This is a genomic window from Yoonia sp. D2-7 (assembly GCF_055809435.1).
The window spans coordinates 2888108-2910000 of sequence record NZ_CM147912.1 but is presented as its reverse complement, the minus strand read 5'-3'; the positions used below and the strand labels follow the sequence as shown (position 1 = coordinate 2910000).

The following is a 21893-nucleotide window of genomic DNA, read 5'->3' as shown; positions in this document are numbered from 1 at the left end:
GCATCAATTTGATCGCTAAGCAGCAAGAGCTGTTTAGCCGTCCAATTGGACGTTTGAACCTTCGGGTTCAGTGACATCGTTTAGAGAGATACAACATCAGAATAGAGGCAACCCGCGTGAAGGGATTGCCAGACGGGTTGAGATGATCTTCGGATCATTGTTTGAGGCCTCGAAAATCTATTTTGTTCCAAGTCAAGTACACTAACCGGAATGAGAGTAATCTCATTCGAACGGTGTCAGTTGCGAACCAGCGGCTGGCACTGCAATGTATGCATTTTGATTAAGGGCCCTTTTGATTTTACAAAAGGGAGGGCCCACAGGAAAAGCCACGCTTTTTCTGGATCAAATCAAGCGCGAAAAGGGCGTTTGGTGGATGCCTTGGCAGTAAGAGGCGATGAAAGACGTGATACTCTGCGATAAGCCATGGGGAGCTGAGAATAAGCTTTGATCCATGGATTTCTGAATGGGGCAACCCACCTGATACTTTGTTGTTATTATGCAGTCTTCGGACTGCGTGATTATCAATGAGGTTAACCAGGTATTTGTAGACTGAATACATAGGTTTACAAAAGCAAACCCGGGGAACTGAAACATCTAAGTACCCGGAGGAAAGGAAATCAATAGATACTCCCCTAGTAGCGGCGAGCGAACGGGGACCAGCCGAGCCTTGAGTGTGATTAGAATGCGTTGGAATGCGCAACCATAGTGGGTGATAGTCCCGTATAAGAAGCATGATAGGACGTATTAAGTAGGGCGGAACACGTGAAATTCTGTCTGAACATCGGAGGACCACCTTCGAAGGCTAAGTACTCCTTACTGACCGATAGCGAACCAGTACCGTGAGGGAAAGGTGAAAAGCACCCCGACGAGGGGAGTGAAACAGTACCTGAAACCGAACGCCTACAATCAGTTGGAGGGCCCATGCGGCCTGACAGCGTACCTTTTGTATAATGGGTCATCGACTTGGTCTATCTAGCAAGCTTAAGCCGTTAGGTGTAGGCGCAGCGAAAGCGAGTCTTAATAGGGCGCATGAGTTAGATGGATCAGACCCGAAACCGAGTGATCTAGGCATGTCCAGGATGAAGGTTAGGTAACACTAACTGGAGGTCCGAACCCACACCTGTTGAAAAAGGTCGGGATGAGGTGTGCCTAGGGGTGAAAGGCCAATCAAACTCGGAGATAGCTGGTTCTCTGCGAAATCTATTTAGGTAGAGCGTCGGACGAATACCCTCGGGGGTAGAGCACTGGATGGGTAATGGGGACTCACCGTCTTACTGATCCTAACCAAACTCCGAATACCGAGGAGTAATATCCGGCAGACACACAGCGGGTGCTAACGTCCGTTGTGGAGAGGGAAACAACCCTGACCTACGACTAAGGCCCCTAATTCATGGCTAAGTGGGAAAGCAGGTGGGACGACCAAAACAACCAGGAGGTTGGCTTAGAAGCAGCCATCCTTTAAAGATAGCGTAACAGCTCACTGGTCTAAATAAGTTGTCCTGCGGCGAAGATGTAACGGGGCTCAAGCCATGAGCCGAAGTCTAGGATGCACATAGTGCATGGTAGCAGAGCGTAGTGTGACATAGTACCTGACGATATCAGCACCTTTGGGTGTTGTGATCGTTATGGTGCTTTCTGTGAAGCCGGCCTGTGAGGGATCCGGTGGAGAGATCACTAGTGAGAATGATGACATGAGTAGCGACAAAGGGAGTGAGAGACTCCCTCGCCGAAAGTCCAAGGGTTCCTGCTTAAAGCTAATCTGAGCAGGGTAAGCCGACCCCTAAGGCGAGGCCGAAAGGCGTAGTCGATGGGAACCAGGTTAATATTCCTGGGCCAGGAGGATGTGACGGATCTCGAAGATTGTTTCCCCTTATCGGATTGGGGAGGCCGTTGAGAGGTTCCTGGAAATAGCCCTCCATGAGATCGTACCCTAAACCAACACAGGTGGACTGGTAGAGAATACCAAGGCGCTTGAGAGAACCACATTTAAGGAACTCGGCAAAATACCTCCGTAAGTTCGCGAGAAGGAGGCCCGGTGAGAACGCAAGTTTTTGCCGGGGGCACAAACCAGGGGGTGGCGACTGTTTACTAAAAACACAGGGCTCTGCGAAGTCGCAAGACGACGTATAGGGTCTGACGCCTGCCCGGTGCCTGAAGGTTAAAAGGAGGAGTGCAAGCTCCGAATTGAAGCCCAGGTAAACGGCGGCCGTAACTATAACGGTCCTAAGGTAGCGAAATTCCTTGTCGGGTAAGTTCCGACCTGCACGAATGGCGTAACGACTTCCCCGCTGTCTCAAATGTGGACTCAGCGAAATTGAATTGCCTGTCAAGATGCAGGCTCCCCGCGGTTAGACGGAAAGACCCCATGCACCTTTACTATAGCTTCGCATTGGCATCAGACACAGTATGTGCAGGATAGGTGGTAGGCTTTGAAACCGGGACGCTAGTCTCGGTGGAGCCTCCCTTGAGATACCACCCTTATTCTGTTTGATGTCTAACCGCGGTCCGTTATCCGGATCCGGGACCCTGCGTGGTGGGTAGTTTGACTGGGGCGGTCGCCTCCCAAATTGTAACGGAGGCGCGCGAAGGTTGGCTCAGAGCGGTCGGAAATCGCTCGTTGAGTGCAATGGCAGAAGCCAGCCTGACTGCGAGACTGACAAGTCGAGCAGAGTCGAAAGACGGCCATAGTGATCCGGTGGTCCCGAGTGGAAGGGCCATCGCTCAACGGATAAAAGGTACGCTGGGGATAACAGGCTGATGGTGCCCAAGAGTCCATATCGACGGCACCGTTTGGCACCTCGATGTCGGCTCATCTCATCCTGGGGCTGGAGCAGGTCCCAAGGGTACGGCTGTTCGCCGTTTAAAGAGGTACGTGAGCTGGGTTTAGAACGTCGTGAGACAGTTCGGTCCCTATCTTCCGTGGGTGTAGGATACTTGAGAGGAGTTGCCCCTAGTACGAGAGGACCGGGGTGAACGATCCACTGGTGGACCTGTTGTCGTGCCAACGGCAGTGCAGGGTAGCTATGATCGGACAGGATAACCGCTGAAGGCATCTAAGCGGGAAGCCCCCCTCAAAACAAGGTATCCCTGAGGACCGAGGTAGACCACCTCGTCGATAGGCCAGAGATGTAAGCGCAGCAATGCGTTCAGTTGACTGGTACTAATGGTCCGATAGGCTTGATTTGATCCAGTAATAGTCTGACTTTACTGAATTAAAATCATGATACATACACACACAACCATGCAGTCGTACGCGACTTGGAACTCTCTGACGTTGTTCATTTGATTTGGTGGTCATAGCGCGAGCAAAACACCCGATCCCATCCCGAACTCGGCAGTTAAGTGCCGCTGCGCTGATGGTACTGCGTCTTAAGGCGTGGGAGAGTAAGTCACTGCCAAATCTAATGAGCAACGTCAAAAAAGTATCTCTCAACGATAAAAATACCAATCCAACAATCAAACTCGAAAACACGACAGTGGTCATAACGTCTGAGTAGCTGTCACTTTGCAAGCAAAGTAACCTTCCTACGCCTTCAAAAAACACAGTGGTTTTTTGAAAGGGACAAAACACCCGATCACATCCCGAACTCGGCAGTTAAGTGCCGCTGCGCCCCCTTACGGCGTTTGGCAAGCAAACGCCTGTCGGTCGGCGGATAGTACTGCGTCTTAAGGCGTGGGAGAGTAAGTCACTGCCAAATCCAATAAGAAGCCACCCGCATCTCTCGACGATTAATCCAAAAATCTCACGAATAAATAATAGGTAAAACAAGCGGCGCGACTAACGGCCAGCGAGATGTATGTGGATGTCGACTGACGCAAAAAATCGACTTGGCAAACCCTCAAAGATAGATCGCTCGTTCGAGATCGTGGTTGGCGACAGTACGTTAGGAATATCCTCAAACAACAACCCGTGTAACAATCCCATACCATTGCACCCAACATGGTGAAGCGGTAGGAAAGCGCGAGTGGTCCCGTAGCTCAACTGGATAGAGCACCTGACTTCTAATCAGGATGTTGGGGGTTCGAGTCCTCCCGGGATCGCCACATTCATTCAAAGCTGTGTCATTAACCCATAAGAATGCAAATTTGGGACCATAACTTTGCAAGCGGGTGTCAATGCCTGTATTTTTGCACATACTTGTGACCGAAGCTCAAACGCCGCCTCACCGAAGATAGCTGATTTTCAGGATCCGCTGTAAAGTGGTGTTTGAAGGGCAATAAGCGCAAATTAAGTTACACAAACGGCCCTAACCTGCCGTTCAGTCCATGACTGATCGCGGCGGTGCAGCTTCACCAAACCGGCCACTCGTCGATCGCGCAGCATCTGCGAGGAATCGACGTCGGCAGTTCAAAGGAAGAGAATGCATGTCAGTAAAGGCCAAGCTTATGCCTCCAATGCTACTAACTGCCCCAGAGCGCCTGAGCAGTGAGTGACCAAAGCCGAGAATACCAAGCAGATTCGGCGATTATCTCCCGCCAACAGCCTTTCTGTTCCTGCCGCCTAAAAGTCGGCCTCTTGTTCGATTGATAGCCTTCGCCGCGGATCCGTTTCCTCAGCATTTCCTTGAATCCATGCAAGGACATGCCGAGAATCTTCTACCGAAACCGTCGCATCGCGAGAGATGCGAAACCCTGCCATGCGCTCAAGATCGCGAGTTCCCAGTATCGATCCTTCTAAGTATGTTCGGATCGAAAAGACCGGCATGGAGTTTGGAAAAAATGATTTAGTCGCAGCATTCACGCGCAGCGTGCGCAAGACGATTGCCCCGTCACCGTGCGGCATGAGCATGTCGTACGTCATGTCGTCCTTCAGCTTGGTCAGATTGTGCTCAAGCCCCGAAGACAACATGGTTCGAAGGGAACGCGCCTTCTGAAGGACCTGGAGAACATCAGCCTTCAGTGTCTCGGGGGTCGAAGCACCGCGTTCCATCAACCTGGAAATGGCATGGTGCGAGATATTGGCGGCGATATTTATGTGCGAATTACTCTCTCCGGCGCTCGCGATACACAAAAAATCGGCAAGAATGACTGATCGTTCAGAAAAGGCCACCTCCTCTTCGCCGGTCATTGCAAAGACATCAGTTTCACGGGCAGACGCCATCCGCACGGCGAATACAGCCTTCATTACTTTGTCCCATTGGGCCAAATGGGTGCCGCCAAACGCAGGGCGCATATTCTTGGATACGCGCTCGATAACGCGACCCGGTTTCTTGGAGGGGACGGATTCATGAAATGCGGACAGTGCGGCTTTGCACCGCGGCGAGTTCAACCAGTCTGTTATCACGCTCAGATCTGGACGATTCTGGATGAACTTCGTAGCGTGGCTCTCAGCTAATCTTTTGTACAACGCTTGCGCTCCCTGCGGTAAAATAATTGTCACAGCGTCAATGAATTGCAAATACAGATGTTCCTTGTATCCATGCTGCTCCATTGCTTCAAAGGACTTCAATCGTCATAGCCTTCCAGCCCCAACTGCTTTTTCTCTTGTTGAAGTTGATAACGGCCTGGCCTGACACAATTCCGTCATCCTGAAGGTCATGGCAGCGAACGATGTCAGGCGGAATGAATATTCCATCATCGGTGAAACCCATGCCATTGCTGATCCGCACGGCGCTCCGGAAGCGTCGGCAAACGGTGTCTCCCACCTCTGCATCGGTGGGAGTGGCGGTCACGACACGAGAGCGTATGTTCGAAGCCGTCAGGTCGGTTGAATGATCTCTCTAGCCAATAGCTTTAAGATCGACATTGCAAACGCCCCTGTGATTTTCGAAAGGGAATGGATGGATTGGCCGCAATTGTCGTCAACGAGTTTGACCTTGATCCATATGATAGCGCCATCTTCGTGTTTAGATCCAAACGTGCCGACCGGCTGAAGATCATCTTTTGGGACGGCACTGGTCTCGTGTTGATACATAAACGAATCGAAGGAAAAGGCTTCGCCTGGCCCAGAATCTCCGATGGCACGATCAGTATTTCCAAAGCCCAATTCGAAGCCCTCTTCGATGGGCTGAATTGGAAGAGCATATCGGAGAGAAAGACGTTCCATCCGCACCAAGCGGAACCTAGGAACATGCGTGAGAGCCGTAACGCCCCTATTCAAGAACACGCGGTAGGGGCAAGCCGATGAAATGCATCGTCCTCGCCGACCTCCATTTGGATTTGCACCTCAATCAAGAAATGTACCCGTTTTGGACCTGTCGCGGTTTGATGCCGCTCCTTTGATAGCATTTACTGCACCAAAGGAGACTGACTATTAGACTGAAACGGACGGACGAATTCCGCCAAGATGCAGTGCGGATCGCACTGACCAGCGGGCTTACGTGGAAACAGGTGGCGGATGATCTAGGTGTCGGGATGTCGACGCTGAACAAATGGATCACAGCCCACCGAGATACGGATGTGGTATCGAAAGAGGATTTAAGCCTTGCCCAAGAGAATGACCGGCTTCGGCGTGAGAACCGGATTCTCAAGGAGGAAAGGGAAGTGTTAAAAAAGGCCACGGTTTTCTTTGCGAGCCAAAAGCCGTGAGGTTTAAGTTCATCGAAGAACACCGATCTGCGTTTTCCATTGATCTGATGTGTCGTGTAATGGCTGTCAGTCCCCGCGGTTTACGTACCTTCCGCAGCCGACCTGCAAGCCGCAGACAGCGGTTTGATCTGGTGACGCTGGCACATATCAAAGAACAATCGCGTCTCAGTCTTGGCAGCTACGGCAGACCTCGAATGACCGAAGAGTTGAAGGAGATCGGCCTGAACGTCGGTCATCGCCGTGTGGCCCGTTTGATGCGCCAGAACGGCATATCCGTTGTCAGAACCCGCAAACACAAGGTGACCACCGACAGCGATCACAAGTTCAATATTGCGCCAAACCTGCTGGATCAGGATTTTGTGGCTGACCAACCGAACCAGAAATGGGCGGGCGATATCAGCTATGTTTGGACCCGAGAGGGCTGGCTTTATCTTGCGGTGATCCTTGACCTACATTCACGCCGTATCATTGGCTGGGCGGTAAGCAATCGTATGAAGCGCGACCTGGCGATCCGTGCGCTGAACATGGCCATAGCCTTCAGATCACCGCCGAAAGGCTGCATCCATCACACAGATCGTGGGTCGCAATATTGTTCTCACGATTATCAGAAGATCCTGCGCCAGCATGGGTTCATGGTGTCGATGTCTGGGAAGGGTAATTGCTATGACAATGCAGCAGTCGAGACCTTCTTCAAAACCATCAAGGCCGAGCTGATCTGGCGGCGATCATGGGAAAAACGGCGGCAGGCTGAGATGGCAATCTTCGAATACATCAATGGCTTCTACAACCCACGCCGTCGGCACTCAGCACTGGGTTGGAAAAGCCCCGTCGAATTCGAACGGAAAGTGGCTTAAACAAGTACCTGGGGCGGCACTAAAGCGTGACAGGTCCAAAGTGCCAGATTATGCGTGTACCAAGGCCGGGGTTGGATCAATGGTCGCATTGAGTAGGCGCCGCTTTTCCTATCATCATATCAAGGGTGGTAAAACGGATCGTTTGCAAACTACAGTTTAAGCTTCTGGCTCTTTATTGAGCCCAATCAAAGGAGACCGTTATGTCTATCGCAAAAGTTACAGAAGTTATTTCATCCTCCACGAAATCGTTTGATGACGCCGTTGAGAATGGTGTTGCGCGTGCGGCCAAGACACTTAAGGGCATCACAAGCGCTTGGGTTGCAGACCAAAAGGTCATCGTGACAGACGGTAAAATCACCGAATACCGGGTAGCCTTAAAAATTACATTCGTTTTGGATGATTGATCGATTTTAGCGGCGGCGATTCTGTTGACCGGTTCTTGTAATTTGGACTGAAGGTGTTGGCTGAATTCTACATATCGGGGCCGTTCGGTTCAATTGGTTGGTAATTTTCTCTTATTTAAGTCCGTCCAACGAATTTTGACGTCCGACACAACGAAACAAGGCCGCACGTTTTACCTGCGGCCTTGCTCTTTAATGAAATTAGGCGGGTTTACATCAAACTTTGCACATTAATCCCGAATGTGATCGCGCCAATTTTTTCATTTGTAGCAGGGTCAAAAATCGGCATTGAGGCCTGTGTTTGATAGTAGCCGGTGCTGTCGTCGAATTCGATTTCGGCGATGTGCATTTCGGCGTCGTCTTCAGCAAAAGTCTGTTGCCATTTGGCTTCGTCACCTTGCCAATAGTCCGACGTTTTGACGCTTTGCGCGACGTTGAGGCCGCGGTTGTCCATGATAAAGACTTCCGTCACCAAACCCGCTGTACCAGCTTGTTGATCACGCAACCATGCTGACACATCGTGGTTGAGCAGCTTGGAAATCAATTCACCGCCTGCATCTGCCTGCGCACGCCAGTCTTGGTCGAGCGCGATGATATCGGCTTCTTTCAAATCAGCATGTGCTGCGTTCTGCGCGTTGATCGCAGCGATCATGTCAGCGTCGTCCAACCACCCAGACAATTCACCTGTCGCATAGGTATTGACCGGCAAGCGGTAAACGCCTTCTTGGCCGGGCGTTGCGATCAAATACAGAGTCATGGTGTTGTAAACGTCCTTCAAAAGGACCCGTGTAAAGGACGCAACTTCTACAACGCTTTCGGCAGTTCCACCGTTTACAACGATATCTTCCAGAATGGCCTTTTCTTCGATCCAATGCTTGTGCACTTCTTCAAGGCTTTGTGCGACTGCGTCATTCGGCGGTGGTGCAATGCCAGCGTCGCTGTAACCGTTGCGCAGTGCATTCAAGGACAGCTCAAACAGTTCAATGGAGGCCGTGAGGTCTTCGGCGGTTCCGAAGGCCACGTTGCCGGTCGCCATGCCGCAGACGATACGGTCCATTTGATCCAACAACGTGGTCTGACGGCCGACGAAGTTCAGTGTAATTGCGTCACCCTGCAGCAATTCCAGCGGGTCAGAATGCGCGCCGGAAATGTCAGATGCCAGAACTGATGTGCGTTCGGACAATTCGGCAAATGACGTTGCCACTAAATTCAAACTTTCAGCGTCACCGTGGTTGTCTGTGATCTTTGCAGCTGCTGCGTCGATTTGCGTCCAGATTTCGTTGACAGCAGCGATTGATTTGATGCCGCTACTGGATGTTTCCCCGGAAGGGATGCCCAGTGCCGGATCACCGTCGCGTAGGCCCGCCAGAATGGCTGTTACATTGGACCGAATTCGCGTCAGGTCTTCTGAGGCCGCTTCTGGGTCAAGGTCATTTGCGACGCGGCAGGTGGCGGCAGCAACTTCTTCGCTGTAGGTCCGCAGCTTTGCGGATTGGTTTACGCGGGCTTTGCTGCCTGAATAAGAATCTTCTGAGATTAATTGTGCGTGTGCTGTTGGCGCGAACGCCGCACTGGCAAGTAATGCTAGCGACACTGTTGATAGTGCACGCGCGCCTGTGGAAAGCTTGTTCAACATGAGATGTCCTTCATGGGGATATAGGGCATCCCCCGAGATTAAAGTGAAAGATCAAGTCGCTACGACCTGCAAAGCAGGCCGTAGCAAGTGGTTCAGGCTGCGATGGCTTCGCAACCTGACCTATTCCTTAGGCGTCGTTGCTGGCTTCGATCCATACTTCCACGCGGCGGTTGATCGCACGACCGTCGTCTGCTGTGTTACACGCTGTCGGCGCGATTTCACCGTAACCGGCGGCAGCGAATTCGATCCCAGCAAGGCGACCGCCGGCTTGCGCTACCAGTTCCTGCATCACTTGTTCTGCACGGCCAACGGACAAAGTCCGGTTGCTTTCAAACGCGCCGAGTGAATCTGTGAAACCTACGATCATGACTTTCGTGCCTTCTGGCCTCGCTTCGAGGTAATCCGTCAGACGGGCCATATCGACACGGCTCCGTTCGTCCAGTCGGGATGACCCTGTGGCGAAACGGAACGTGGTGGACAGACGATCATAGTCGACCATCTGACCCAGCATCTCGCGCATCACACCGCCCTCAAAGGCGTCAACATTCGGGTCAAGCAATGAACGGGCACGGTCGCCATCAAGGCTTTGTGCGCGGGCTTGAACGCCAAGATCAATAAAGCCGGACTTTGCAATAACGCCGTCGGCGTCGCTTGAAATCGCGTAGTTGATCAGGTTCAGCGCTGTATCATCGACGGCATCGCCACGGTTGTAGAGGTACAGGCGACGTTGCAGCGCGTATTCTTCGGTCTTCGCAGAGAACGCGTCAGGCGTCATGCTGATGCCGCACTCGTTCACCAGTGTCACTGCCTTCGCGCCACGCTGGAATGCGTAACCGACATAGCCAATAGCATTCTCGTCGTTATTCACAGCTGCGGCCATTTCGTTGCTGCCATCAACAGCGATCGCTGAAGCAGCTACTGTGTCCTTTGTCTCACCAAAAATGCGTGCGTCAAAAGTGGAACGTGTGCCGGAGCCATCAACGTGGCTCATCAATGTGATAGGTGCGTTGTTACCGCCCAGTTCGGACCAGTTCGTGATGTTACCTGCATAAATGTCAGCCAATTGCGCTGTCGTGATTTCCTGAACAGGGTTGTTTGGGTGGAGGATGACAACGAGGCTATCAACCGCAAGAATGTGCTCTTGGCCGGGGCTCACCATGTTGCCTGCACCGCTATCGCGCAATGCGCGTGCTTCTGGCGGTGTGATGCGGCGCGACGACATGCCGATCTGGGATGTGCCGTCCAAAAGCGTTGCAAAGGCATCGTTCGAACCAGTTGCTGAAACCAAATACGAACCGATCTCGTCACCGAAACCGCCATCTGAAACGAAGTTTGCCAAGATATCTTGATCGTTACCGGTCGCAACAACTGTCGCTTCGGCGTCAAGGTGTGCCGCATAGCCAGACAGAAGCAGTGGCATCATGCCAAGACCGACTGTATCGGAACCTGCAATATGAATGTCGGCAGTTGCGGTCTCGAAGGACGGGCAAGCATCGCCTTCACAGCGGACGCGGGACGCAGCAATCCGCAGATCACCAAGACCTGTGCGGATGACGTAGTTGTTGTCTGTAAATTCGACGAATTCGCCAACGAGGTTAACCGTACCATCCGCAGATTTTAGCGTAATTTCATCCGCAAGAACGGACATTGGTACTGCACCGGCAGCAAACGTGATGAGCGCGAGAGCCGCGCCATTTTTTGTGAGATTTAAAGCCATTAGATCTTCTCCTGAAACCACTCAAACGCAGTGATTGGCGACAGAACTTCTTCCAACAACCGACAACCATTTCACCATACGCTACCCTCAAAAACTGCTCGGAGGGTTCGGCGTATTAACCAACGCTTTGTGATCGGAATGAGGCGGATGTTTGGCTTGACGTAAGGGATCGCTGCCATCTTTCAGATATGCTGCCCAAAAGAAAACGAGTGGCGCGCAGGTGAAAGAACCGAACGCATTTGATCGCATAGAAACGTTCGACAACCCAACAGACGAATACAAACGGCATGGCATGTTCGCGCCTGTTTACCATCAAATGAAACAGAAGATTTAGGATGCAGCTGCAGCGGGGACATTAAGGACAGTTCAGGGCCATTTCGACGAGGCATCAGAGCTTCGCTCGTAGCAATTATTTCCTGGTGTTGATGTGGTCAGACTGCGCTGGCGTGGTGCAGTAACCTTCACGCTACGAACGCGTCCAGCGGGGAATAAAAACTTCCGCTGTGGGCAGTTCGCGATGCCGTCCACGCCGCGCAGGCTATCAAGCACGATCCTGATCTTAACTTGAGATGAATAATGCTTGCCTCCTTTTCGGGACATTGCTCCGCGTAAAACCACTGGCGAGAATACACTGCAGTAATCAGAACCCAAAAGGCCACGTACTGAGGGTTCAAAGATTTCGTGAAACTATCGCGTTTGCTTGCTCTCTCGACAGCCAATATCTTCAATTTTCTCGCACAACTCATTAGCCGCCGACAAACCGCGCGCTGTCGCCGCGGTTATGTTTGGAAGGATCATCCATTCAAGTGCCCATGCAGCACCTGAGCGTTCTTGTTCATGAACCAGAGCGTGATGCATGCCCGAAATTTGGGTTGCGTTGTAGCGTGCAAGTGTGACCAGAAGTTCGGCCAAGACAGGATTGGATTTGTGGGGCATGGCGGACGACCCGCCGCCACCGGACAGGCGCACCTCGTCGATGCCTTGCTGTGCCATTAGGGCAATGTCCTGACCGAATTTGCCCAGTGTTCCTGAAATCAAGGACAGGCGATTGGCGTAATCTGCAATTGCCGTGCGGTCTGTGTGCCAACTGCCAGCATCGGTCAGGTCGAGAGAGTGGGCCATGTGGGTGGCAATGTCGTCCCGTTGTCCTGCGAAGGCTGCTCCGTCTCCGACAGCGCCGGCTAGTTGCAAGCATTCTACTTGCGGGCACAGGGTGCCGAGCGCTTGAATGTGACCACTGATCGGGCGCAACCACGCATCAATCCGATGGGCCGTCGTGATGGGCATTGCAGCCTGCATGCGTGTGCGCCCCATCATGTCGTTGGACCCCTGCGTGCGTTTCAGCTCGGACAGCGCGTCGTGAAGCGCGGTGAGGCGTCCAGTCAGCAGATCGGAGGTTTTGCGCAAGGTCAGCGCCAAAGCCGTGTCCATCACGTCTTGCGACGTGGCACCCGTATGGACAGCTGCGGCTGCATCGCCCGCAGCCGCGCGAAGTTGTTTCACAAAATTTGGCACTGGCACGCCATCGCGGGCTGTGCCTTGGGTCAACGCATCCATGTCGATCACAGTGGTGGCGATGGCATGTGCGGCTATATGGCCTTGTCCGGCAGGGACCTTGCCGCACGCCTCGAGTGCTTTCGCCAGAGCAGCTTCGAAGGCACGCATGTGGGAAAGTTGTGCGTCGCCAGACCAGATTGCGGCGAGATCATCGTCGCGAAACAGGCCGCCAAGCCATGGATGATCAAATACAGACGTCATGGCAGACGCGCATAATGCGCTACGATGTCGGTCGCCAGACGGGACGGCGCTTCGATGCAGGGCAAATGGCCTATGCCTTCGTAGCAAGTGCTTTGCGCATCCGGAATGAGTGCGGCAAGGGCTTCGACGACCTCAGGCGGGGTTGCAAGGTCATTACCGCCCGCAACGCACAGCGCTGGGCAGGCCAACTGACTAGTGCCGTTACTTAAATCGGCGCCCCTGATTGCACCACAAACAGCTGCATAGCCTTTCTGCGGTGTACGGGTCAGCATCAGGCGGTAACCCGCTACTGCTTCCGGCTGGGTCCGGCGAAAGTCAGCGGAAAACCAACGTTCGATAATGCCATCCGCCATGGCGTCTAGACCGTATTGTTTTAGTGTCGCGATCCGTGTGGCCCAAAGATCCGCCGTGCCAATCTTGTAACAGGTGTTGCAAAGCACCAGACCTGCCACGAGGTCGGGGCGCGCAAATGCCAGCGCCTGTGTGATTTGTCCGCCAACAGACACGCCGCATATCAGCGCGTCGCGCAGATTTAACTGATCCATAAGAGCCGCAAGGTCTTGGGCGAGGGCGGCGATGGAACCAGCTCCACCTTGGGTCATGCCATGTCCGGATTTGTCATAGGTCAACGTGGGTATTTCCGGCGGCAGATTGGCGCAAACTTGGTCCCAAATGCGCATGTCCGTACCTAGCGAATTGGCGAACACTACCGCGCGTGCGCCCGCACCTTTGTGGTGGGCGTAATGGTGTAATCGTTCATTGACGGTCACGAAATGGGGCATCAGGCGGTCTCGCTGCCGATTGGTCGTAATCCTAGGATGCTGCGGGCTTGCGCCGGTGTCGCCACGGGGCGTCCGTATTTTTCGCAAATGCTAGCGGTGCGTTCCACGAGCGCAGCATTTGATGGGGCAAGGGTGTCACGATCAAGCCGGACGTTGTCTTCAAGGCCAGTGCGCGCGTGTCCACCTGACGAGATGGACCATTCGTTTAGCGTGGCTTGATGTGACCCGATGCCAGCGGCGCACCACGCAGCGTCAGGTCCGAAAAGGCGGTGAACAGTCTGGATGTAGTAGTCAAAAACGTTGCGATCGACAGGCATCGCGTTTTTGACGCCCATCACGAACTGTACGTAAGGAATGTCCACGATTTCGCCGCGTGCGTGCATTGCAGCAGCCTGAAGAATATGGCTCAGATCAAACGCCTCGACCTCAGGTTTGATGTTGTGGGTCCGCATTTCTGACGCGAGCCAATCCACGAGGTCAGGTGCATTTTCATAGACCCGCGTTGGAAAGTTACAGGATCCGACAGAGATTGAAGCCATGTCAGGGCCCAGCGACAGCATACCGCCGCGTGATTCGCCTGCTCCTGAACGACCGCCGGTCGAAAACTGGGTGATCATGCCTGGACAGTGCTTTTCAACGCCCTCTTTCAAGGCTGCGAATTTCTCGGGGTCGGATGACGGCGTTTGATCGTCGTTGCGTACATGGGCATGCACGATTGAAGCGCCTGCTTCGAACGCGGCATGGGTCGATTCAATCTGTTCACTGACCGTAATCGGTACGGCAGGGTTGTTGGCCTTGGTCGGCAACGACCCTGTGATCGCAACACAAATGATGCAGGGAGATGACATTTCGCGTTCCTTAGACATCGAAAAACACGGTTTCGTTTTCGCCCTGAAGCCGGATATCGAAACGGTAGACCGTCGTTCCGTCTGTCTCAGTGCGTGCAGCGATCAAGGTTTTGCGGCGACCGACCCATTCGATCAGGTTCAACACCGGATCGGCTGCGTTTGCGGCATCTTCGTCGCCGAAATACATACGCGTGTTCAGTCCGATGTTGATGCCGCGCGCCACAATCCACAGGTTGAGGTGCGGGGCCTGTTCAGACCTGGCGCGGCCCGAAGTGCTACCAGGTTTGACCGTCTCAAACGACCATTCGCCGGTGTCGAAATCAGAGATAACGCGGCCCCAACCGCGAAAACCGTCTTCGACTTCGCCGCCGCCTTCTGGATGGGCGTAGAACCCGTCTGCATTGGCTTGCCAAACTTCGATCAAGACGTCTTTAACTGCGGCACCTGTTCCATCAGTTACAACGCCTTCGACGCGGATCCGGTCGCCCTTGGCGTTCGGACCGACGATATCGTGTCCAAGTTCATTGTCGTAGATGTCAAAGCCCGCGGCACCTGGCGCAAGTCCGATATGAACATAGGGACCAGCAGTTTGCGACGCTGTTTCTTTCAAGTAATCAAGGGTTTGCGACATCTTAATTCCCCTCCAGTCTGTTTTCGAAAAGGGTGCTGCGCCGTCCGCGCAACACGATGTCGAATTTGTAGGCGATACTGTCGAGCGGAATGGTCGCGTTCATATCCAGCCGTGCGACCAGCTGATCGATTGCGTCCTGATCGGGGATCGTTTGCACGATAGGGCACTTGGGGATCAGCGGATCGCCTTCAAAGTAGCACTGCGTGATCAATCGTTGACAAAAGCCAGACCCGAAAACCGACAAGTGGATATGCGCTGGCCGCCAACTGTTGACATCGTTGCGCCAAGGATACGCACCCGGTTTGACAGTTCGGAAAAAGTAATAGCCGTTCTCGTCTGTCATGGTTCGTCCGCAGCCGCCGAAATTGGGATCAATCGGAGCAAGGTAGGTGTCTTTCTTGTGCCGATACCGTCCACCTGCGTTGGCCTGCCAAGCTTCGACAAGTGTGTTGGGAACAGGTCGCGCGTTTTCATCAAGCACACGCCCGTGCATGATGATGCGTTCACCAATCGCGCTTTCGCCGTCAGCCGCGTAGTTAAAGATCATGTCGTTGTCGATTGGGTCGATATCATTGTGGCCAAAGACAGGCCCTGTGATTTCCGACACCGAATTTTGCAACGATATCATTGCATAGCCGGGACTGCGGGCCACGCTCGTCTTGTAGCCTGGGGTGTAAGCGGGAGGCTGCAGGTTACGGTCGCGTTGGTAGAATTCTCCGGGTTTGGTCATGTGGTGCCCGCCTCCATCTCTGCGTAGGTTTGTTTCGCCAGTTTGATGGCGTGGTTGGCTTTCGGGACGCCCGCGTAGATCGCGACGTGCAGGAATGCCTGCATCACATCATCCTTGCTTGCACCGGTGTTCGCAGTTGCGCGAATATGCATCGGGATTTCATCAAAGTTACCGGCCGCTGCAAGCAAAGCAAGTGTCAGCATTGATCTGTCACGCAGATCAATTGCATCGCTTGCCCAAACAGTGCCCCACGCGCCTTCGGTGATGAGCGTTTGAAAAGGTTCATCAAAGTCGGTCTTTGCGGCATCGGCGCGGTCGACGTGAGCGTCGCCCAAGACGGAACGACGTACCTCCATTCCCGAAGAAAATCGTGTCTTGTCCATCAATTGCCCCCATTTTGATCAATGCCTGTAGTTTGCATTACTTCTTTGCGATTTATATTGATTAATGCGCCTTAATTCATAATATTTCTGGTATGTATTGGGATCTTCATCTTCGCCTGCGTCATGTCCGCGTGTTCCTTGAAGTCGCGCGCGCGGAAAGTGTTTCGGTGGCATCTACGCGCTTGAATGTAACCCAGCCTGCCGTGTCGCGTAGCCTTAAGGAACTGGAAGACATGCTGGATACGCGGTTGTTTGATCGCGTTGGTCGCGGGTTGCGCTTGAATGAGGCGGGCCGCGTTTTTCAAAGTCACGCAAGCGCGTCGATGCTGGAATTGATGCGGGGGCGCGATCGGCTGACAAAGACTGGCGATGTGATGTCGCAGCTCAAGGTTGGTGTTTTGCCTACGGCTGCGACTGAACTTGTGCCACGTGCCGCTTTGACGTTTCGGGCAGAGATGCCTCAGGTGCGGTTGCATATTCTGACAGGACCTAACTGGCTGTTGTTTAACCAGCTACGCGACGGCCAATTGGACATTGTGGTGGGACGCATGCCCGAAAGTTCTGCTGGAGCAGGGGTGAATTTTCAACAGCTTTATATCGAAGACGTCGTGCTGGTTTGCCGTCCGGGTCACCCTATTCTTGGCATAGAAAACCCAGAAAGTGCGGTATCCGCGTATCCATTGGTCCTGCCCCCGTCGGGTGCCGTGATTTCCCAGACCGTTGAACGGTATCTCGCGAGCATTGGGTTGCCAGAAATGCGAGGCGACATTGAAACGGTCGCTTTGCCGGTAGGCCGCAAGATCGTGGCAATGTCGGATGCGATTTGGTTTATCTCTCGCGGGGTTGTCGCGGATGAATTAGCGGCAGGCAGTCTTGTTGCTGTGGCCCTTGCGTCGCCGTTGTTGTCCGGACCCGTTGGGGTCAGCGTGTCGCGATCCGCACCTGTCAGCGTTGAACGAAGCAGCCTTGAATCTGTTCTGCAGGATACCGCCCGCGCGATGCGCGAGAAACACTATTGATCGGGAGAGTGATGCGCCAGAAACCGTACAAATGTCATCGTCAGATTGTTGCGCCGCGATTGATCTGGCCAAACAGCATGTAGGCCCAAAGGCTTTAGAGTCCATTCAGGAAGGACGTGAAAAAGTTCGCCGCGCCCAAGACCACGGCATGCAAGGTTTTCCGGTATAGCCGTAACACCAAGACCGCGCGTTGCGAATTCGAATAGCGCGTCGGCCGTGTTCACGAGTATCTTGGAGCGCCCTAAAACCGTGACCGTTTCGCCATCCTTGTCCGTTAGATCAGTCTGGTTGGGACGCATGGAAAAACGAATCCATTCCCAATCTTCCAAATCCTTAGGGTGTTCTGGCAAGCCCATCCGTTCAACATAGGCGGGGCTGGCCACAAGGAGACGGTCGGCAATACCGACTTTGCGGTTCATCAATTGACTGTCTTCCAACCAGCCCGCCCTGATCGCGATATCATAGTTATCCTTGATGACATCGCGTTGGCGATCCGAAAAATCCAGCGATAGAAATATCCGGGGATAAGCCGCACAAAAGTCCGCGAAACGATCCATCATTTCGGTTTGTGTGATAAATGCGGGTGCTGTTACCCGTAGTTCCCCTTGTGGATCAGATGATTGGGGGTTGATCGCGTCTAGCCCAAGTTCAGCCGCGACCAGCATTTCTTGTGCTTTCTCGTAAAGCAGCCTGCCTTCTTGCGTCAGGGACAAAGACCGCGTCGAACGGTAAAGCAACGTCACGCCGAGGCTTTTTTCCAGTTCGGAAACTGTCTCACTTATGCGCGACGGCGCCAAACCAAGGTGGAGCGCCGCTGCCCTAAACGTGCCTTGCTCAATGACTGTGGCGAAGATCGCGATGCTGCGCAGCTTATCAATCATTGTTCGCCTCAGCCGAATGGTGTGATCCAAATTGACATACTTATAACCTTGCCCCTGCGTCAATACCGTTGAGGCGTGGGCGTTCGCGCGCAACGTCATCGCAGAAAGCGGGGTCACAAGACATGGCCGAAACTTCGCAAGCTTCATTCGACACGGTCATGGCACTGCTCAACAAAACCACGCAGCCTGATGGCCGAAAGCGGGCGCCTTTGGGCGAACTTCACACAGACGAATGAAACCATAACAAGGAACGGATCATCATGGGCAAAGGACTGGACAACGTACGTGACATCTATCTGGATGGCATCGCAGGCGGCAACGCACGCGAGGCGGTTCTGCGCAACACTGGGCATCGTTACACACAACATTCCACCGGCGTGGGCGATGGTGCTGAAGGCTTCCTTGAATTTTTTGAACCTTTCGTTGCTCGTAATCCAAAGCGCGAGATCGAGATTAGACGCATCTTGGAAGACGGTCGTTGGGTTTGGTGCAGCGCCTATCAGTCGCTCAACGATGGGGCCGCGCAGTGGGTCACAATGGATTTGTTCTACACCGACAAAGACGGTCTGATCCTCGAACACTGGGACACAATTGCACCCTACGTTGCCAAGACGGAATCCGGCGAAGACATGGTCGGCGGCGTCACCGATGTTGATATCAATGGGGACATTGAAGAGAACAAAGCGCTCGTGCTGGAATATACCAAACAGGTCCGCCAAGAGGGAGATGTGTCAAAGCTAAGCAACTTTGTTTCCGCTGGCGTGGTCCAACATGCTGCCCCTATCGGTGCGGGCCTAGATGGTTTGGCGACGTGGTTGGAATCAGACGACGCAGGTCAGTACGAAATGTTGTTCCAACTGGTTGGTCAGGGCGATTTCGTTGTCACTTACGGCAAACGGTTCGCTGCGAGTAAAGAAGTCGCCGTGTTTGACCTTTATCGTATTGCAGGCGGCAAGATCGTCGAAATGTGGATGAACGAAGAAGAGATTAGCCCGCGCGATGCATGGGGCAATTCTGGAAAGTATTAAGCTGAGCGATGGCGCGTCTCTGGCGACCCGTACCACTGGGAAGGCCGGCGGTCGCCTAAATTCACATACAAAAAAGGACATGTCAGATGGTCACGAAAACTGTACCAATCATCGCCGCTAAGGCCCCCGCAATGGCCGATCTGGAAGGGGGCAAAGACTATTTCTGGTGCGCGTGCGGTATGTCCAAGAACCAACCATTCTGTGATGGATCGCATGCGGGGACCGATGTGACCCCTGTGAAATTCACCGCAGAGAAAACGGGCAAGGCTGCGCTGTGCCAGTGTAAAGCAACGGCGAACCAGCCGTTTTGCGATGGCACTCATGCGCAGCTTAAAGACCTCGCGGTCGGTGATCCTTCGCCTGAACCGAAATCTGATGTTCCCACCGCAACGGCGACCCCCGAAGAGCCGACGGTTGCGCGCATCCACGAACTGGCGCGTGACGGGTTAAGCAAGTTGGGTCATCACGGCGAAATGGGCGCGATGGGTGTTCCGCGCAAAGACCTGCCTCATTGGGACGACATTCAGATTCTGGCAGCCCAAATGGCGCGAAAACCATTGCTGGATGATGTTGAAGTGGCGACAGGCGTGACGATCGGGCCACGTGCGGCGAAGCCGCTGCATCTTAATATCCCGCTGTTCGTCTCTGACATGAGTTTTGGGGCCTTATCGCTTGAAGCGAAGACCGCGCTTGCGCGGGGCGCAGAAATGGCAGGCACAGGCATTTGTTCCGGTGAAGGCGGTATGCTGTCCGAAGAACATGCCGAAAACACGCGCTATTTCTATGAATTAGCATCGGCCAAGTTCGGGTGGGACATCGCCAAGGTCAAAGGTGTTCAGGCGTTTCATTTCAAAGGCGGTCAGGGGGCCAAGACGGGTACGGGCGGACATCTACCCGGTGACAAGGTAGACGCCAAGATCGCGGAAGTGCGCGGATTGAACGTAGGCGAGGCGGCAATTTCGCCCTCAACCTTCATCGATCTACACACGCCAGCCGATTTCAAAAAGCTGGCTGATCAGGTGCGAGAAGAATCTGGCGGTATCCCGATCGGGTTTAAATTGTCGGCCAACCATATCGAAGACGATATCGATTTTGCACTGGAAGCAAGCGCCGATTATATCATTCTGGATGGTCGCGGTGGTGGCACAGGTGCTGCGCCGTTAATCTTCCGCAACAACATTTCGGTACCAACGATCCCCGCGCTTGCGCGTGCGCGTGCGCATTTGGACAAAAAAACGGACCGCGAGGTCACCTTGGTGATTACCGGAGGTCTACGTATGCCCGAGGACTTCATTAAGGCAATGGCGATGGGGGCGGACGCGATTGCCCTATCCAATTCAGCCATGCAAGCGGTCGGCTGTATCGCGGCGCGTATGTGCAATTCCAACAACTGCCCTGTCGGTGTTGCCACGCAGAAACCTGAACTGCGCAAACGGCTTGATGTGCAGGTCGGCGCAGAAAGGTTGGAACGGTATTTCAGTGCCTCAGTCGAATTGATGAGCGTGCTCGCGCGGGCCTGTGGCCATGCATCTCTTTCTGATTTTTCGCCACGGGACATCGCAACGTGGAAGAAAGAAATGTCCGAGCTGAGCGGGATTTCATACGCGGGCCTTGGTGTTCGTTAATATTGCTCTTGGTTCTTGTAAATTGCTGTCCAAACGTTAAGTCTGACAAAATAAGTCGGGTATTTAGAAAAGGCATCTGAAATGGCTCTTACAAAAATCAAAGACGCAGTACGTCAGGCTGTCGGGCGTTCTGGACCTCGCGTTTTGCGCGTCAAAGAGGCGTTTCATCTGACGCCGCATATGATCCGCGTGATCTTTGCTGGTCCCGAATTGGAAGGCTTCCCCGAAGGTCGTGACGGGGGTAATTGCAAGCTGTTGCTGCCTGACGCGAACGAAACCCTATCGGCGTTCAAGTTGCGCCTTTCTGGCGGGCCAGCTCCGGTTAAACGGACCTATACAGTGCGCAGCTATGATGCGGAAAAGGGTGAACTGGCCATTGATTTTGTCGATCATGGTGACACAGGCCCTGCATCAAGATGGGCGCGGGCGGCCAAGCCGGGATCGTTTCTGGGGTTCGCAGGTCCAAGCACGTCGAAGGTGACCAATTTTGATGCCGACTGGTACCTTGTAGCAGCGGACCCATCCGCCATTCCCGTGGCCGCCGCTGCGTTGGAGGCAATGCCGCGTGATGCCAAGGGTGTCGCGATCTTTGAGGTCCCGTCAATTGAAGACAAGCAAGACATCGACATGCCAAGTGGCATAGAAGCGCATTGGTTGATCCACCCCGATCCAAGCATCGCATCGTCAGCGCAAGAGAAATTGATCCGGGGACTGGATTGGAACCAAGGTCGCGTGCAGACCTGCATCGCGGGAGAATCTGGCGTGATCAAAAGCCTGAGGGCGTTTCTTGCACAGGAAAAAGAAGTGCCGCGCGCGGACACCTATATTTCCGGTTATTGGAAGATTGGCCTTGTTGAAGACGAACATCAGCAGATGAAACGCGCCGAAGGTTAAATCGCAAGCCAAGGCAAGAGGACGATCACCATGACTACCGCAGTTTCCGTCGCAACCGGCCGTCGTGGCGATTGAAGGTGCCGAGGCGCGGGTATTGCGGCTACACGGTCCGCGATGAATTGGCTGCCCCCTATGCTGAAATGCTGATCGTGTCGGGGAACTAGATGAAGTTCTGGGC

Annotated in this window: 17 protein-coding genes, 1 tRNA gene, 2 rRNA genes and 1 pseudogene; 10 read left to right on the top strand and 11 right to left on the bottom strand. The window is 53.6% G+C overall.

Annotation, left to right across the window (positions count from 1 at the left end; all coding sequences use genetic code 11):
- Nucleotides 1–345 precede the first annotated feature (345 nt).
- From AC0L7R_RS14325 to AC0L7R_RS14315, 3 genes are all read left to right on the top strand, one after another.
- Nucleotides 346–3185 (top strand): 23S ribosomal RNA (locus tag AC0L7R_RS14325).
- 101 nt (nucleotides 3186–3286) lie between these two features.
- Nucleotides 3287–3401, top strand: a 5S ribosomal RNA gene (gene rrf / locus AC0L7R_RS14320).
- Between the two features lie 566 nt (nucleotides 3402–3967).
- Nucleotides 3968–4044 (top strand) — tRNA-Arg (locus AC0L7R_RS14315).
- A gap of 457 nt (nucleotides 4045–4501) precedes the next feature.
- Here the strand turns inward: AC0L7R_RS14315 and AC0L7R_RS14310 are convergent.
- Both AC0L7R_RS14310 and AC0L7R_RS14305 read right to left on the bottom strand, forming a co-directional pair.
- On the bottom strand, nucleotides 4502–5449 hold the full coding sequence (locus tag AC0L7R_RS14310; protein WP_473657549.1) for a hypothetical protein: 948 nt from the start codon (nucleotides 5447–5449) through the stop codon (nucleotides 4502–4504).
- The gene (locus tag AC0L7R_RS14305) at nucleotides 5436–5591 is read right to left on the bottom strand and encodes a hypothetical protein (protein WP_473660433.1); all 156 of its coding nucleotides are present in this window, start codon (nucleotides 5589–5591) and stop codon (nucleotides 5436–5438) included. Before AC0L7R_RS14305 ends, AC0L7R_RS14310 begins: the two co-directional genes overlap by 14 nt.
- Before the next feature lie 167 nt (nucleotides 5592–5758).
- Here AC0L7R_RS14305 and tnpB point away from each other — a divergent pair.
- The 3 genes and pseudogenes from tnpB to AC0L7R_RS14290 all read left to right on the top strand — a co-directional run.
- Nucleotides 5759–6127: pseudogene (gene tnpB, locus AC0L7R_RS14300) on the top strand (IS66 family insertion sequence element accessory protein TnpB); the annotation flags it as partial.
- Nucleotides 6128–6252: 125 nt separating this feature from the next.
- Nucleotides 6253–7382, top strand: a protein-coding gene (locus AC0L7R_RS14295) for an IS3 family transposase (RefSeq protein WP_473660431.1) whose coding sequence is annotated in 2 segments (ribosomal slippage) — nucleotides 6253–6487 and nucleotides 6487–7382 — 1131 coding nt in all. Because the reading frame shifts where the segments join, the coding sequence is not laid out codon by codon here.
- A 200-nt stretch (nucleotides 7383–7582) separates the two neighbouring features.
- Nucleotides 7583–7786 carry a dodecin family protein gene (locus tag AC0L7R_RS14290; protein ID WP_247125784.1) on the top strand — a complete coding sequence of 68 codons (204 nt, stop codon included), beginning with the start codon at nucleotides 7583–7585 and terminating at the stop codon, nucleotides 7784–7786.
- Nucleotides 7787–7994: 208 nt separating this feature from the next.
- Here AC0L7R_RS14290 and AC0L7R_RS14285 read toward each other — a convergent pair whose 3' ends face one another.
- From AC0L7R_RS14285 to pcaC, 8 genes are all read right to left on the bottom strand, one after another.
- A complete protein-coding gene (locus AC0L7R_RS14285) occupies nucleotides 7995–9419 on the bottom strand; it encodes a type IV pili methyl-accepting chemotaxis transducer N-terminal domain-containing protein (protein ID WP_473657547.1) in 1425 nt (474 codons plus the stop codon).
- 127 nt (nucleotides 9420–9546) lie between these two features.
- Nucleotides 9547–11136 (bottom strand): substrate-binding domain-containing protein, encoded by a 1590-nt coding sequence (locus AC0L7R_RS14280; RefSeq protein ID WP_473657546.1) that lies wholly within the window; start codon nucleotides 11134–11136, stop codon nucleotides 9547–9549.
- A 687-nt stretch (nucleotides 11137–11823) separates the two neighbouring features.
- A complete protein-coding gene (locus tag AC0L7R_RS14275; protein WP_473657545.1) occupies nucleotides 11824–12894 on the bottom strand; it encodes a 3-carboxy-cis,cis-muconate cycloisomerase in 1071 nt (356 codons plus the stop codon).
- On the bottom strand, nucleotides 12891–13676 hold the full coding sequence (pcaD, locus tag AC0L7R_RS14270) for a 3-oxoadipate enol-lactonase (protein ID WP_473657544.1): 786 nt from the start codon (nucleotides 13674–13676) through the stop codon (nucleotides 12891–12893). Before pcaD ends, AC0L7R_RS14275 begins: the two co-directional genes overlap by 4 nt.
- Nucleotides 13676–14524 (bottom strand): 3-oxoadipate:acetyl-CoA acetyltransferase, encoded by an 849-nt coding sequence (locus AC0L7R_RS14265; RefSeq protein ID WP_473657543.1) that lies wholly within the window; start codon nucleotides 14522–14524, stop codon nucleotides 13676–13678. Before AC0L7R_RS14265 ends, pcaD begins: the two co-directional genes overlap by 1 nt.
- A gap of 10 nt (nucleotides 14525–14534) precedes the next feature.
- Nucleotides 14535–15155, bottom strand: coding sequence for a protocatechuate 3,4-dioxygenase subunit alpha (gene pcaG, locus AC0L7R_RS14260; protein WP_473657542.1), 621 nt, complete (start codon nucleotides 15153–15155; stop codon nucleotides 14535–14537).
- 1 nt (nucleotide 15156) lies between these two features.
- The gene (gene pcaH / locus AC0L7R_RS14255; protein WP_473657540.1) at nucleotides 15157–15885 is read right to left on the bottom strand and encodes a protocatechuate 3,4-dioxygenase subunit beta; all 729 of its coding nucleotides are present in this window, start codon (nucleotides 15883–15885) and stop codon (nucleotides 15157–15159) included.
- Nucleotides 15882–16268, bottom strand: coding sequence for a 4-carboxymuconolactone decarboxylase (gene pcaC / locus AC0L7R_RS14250; RefSeq protein ID WP_473657538.1), 387 nt, complete (start codon nucleotides 16266–16268; stop codon nucleotides 15882–15884). Before pcaC ends, pcaH begins: the two co-directional genes overlap by 4 nt.
- Before the next feature lie 92 nt (nucleotides 16269–16360).
- Between pcaC and AC0L7R_RS14245 the strand changes: the two genes are divergently transcribed.
- On the top strand, nucleotides 16361–17287 hold the full coding sequence (locus AC0L7R_RS14245) for a LysR substrate-binding domain-containing protein (RefSeq protein WP_473657537.1): 927 nt from the start codon (nucleotides 16361–16363) through the stop codon (nucleotides 17285–17287).
- Here the strand turns inward: AC0L7R_RS14245 and AC0L7R_RS14240 are convergent.
- The gene (locus tag AC0L7R_RS14240; protein ID WP_348106695.1) at nucleotides 17281–18168 is read right to left on the bottom strand and encodes a LysR family transcriptional regulator; all 888 of its coding nucleotides are present in this window, start codon (nucleotides 18166–18168) and stop codon (nucleotides 17281–17283) included. The genes AC0L7R_RS14245 and AC0L7R_RS14240 overlap by 7 nt on opposite strands.
- Before the next feature lie 260 nt (nucleotides 18169–18428).
- Here AC0L7R_RS14240 and AC0L7R_RS14235 point away from each other — a divergent pair, with 260 nt between their 5' ends.
- The 3 genes from AC0L7R_RS14235 to AC0L7R_RS14225 all read left to right on the top strand — a co-directional run bounded on the left by AC0L7R_RS14235 (nucleotide 18429) and on the right by AC0L7R_RS14225 (nucleotide 21715).
- Nucleotides 18429–19196: a nuclear transport factor 2 family protein gene (locus AC0L7R_RS14235; RefSeq protein ID WP_473657535.1), complete on the top strand. Its 768-nt coding sequence runs from the start codon at nucleotides 18429–18431 to the stop codon at nucleotides 19194–19196.
- A gap of 86 nt (nucleotides 19197–19282) precedes the next feature.
- Nucleotides 19283–20821: a glutamate synthase-related protein gene (locus AC0L7R_RS14230; protein WP_473657534.1), complete on the top strand. Its 1539-nt coding sequence runs from the start codon at nucleotides 19283–19285 to the stop codon at nucleotides 20819–20821.
- A gap of 81 nt (nucleotides 20822–20902) precedes the next feature.
- Complete coding sequence (locus tag AC0L7R_RS14225; protein ID WP_473657533.1) at nucleotides 20903–21715, top strand: SIP domain-containing protein; 813 nt, start codon at nucleotides 20903–20905, stop codon at nucleotides 21713–21715.
- Nucleotides 21716–21893: the final 178 nt, after the last annotated feature.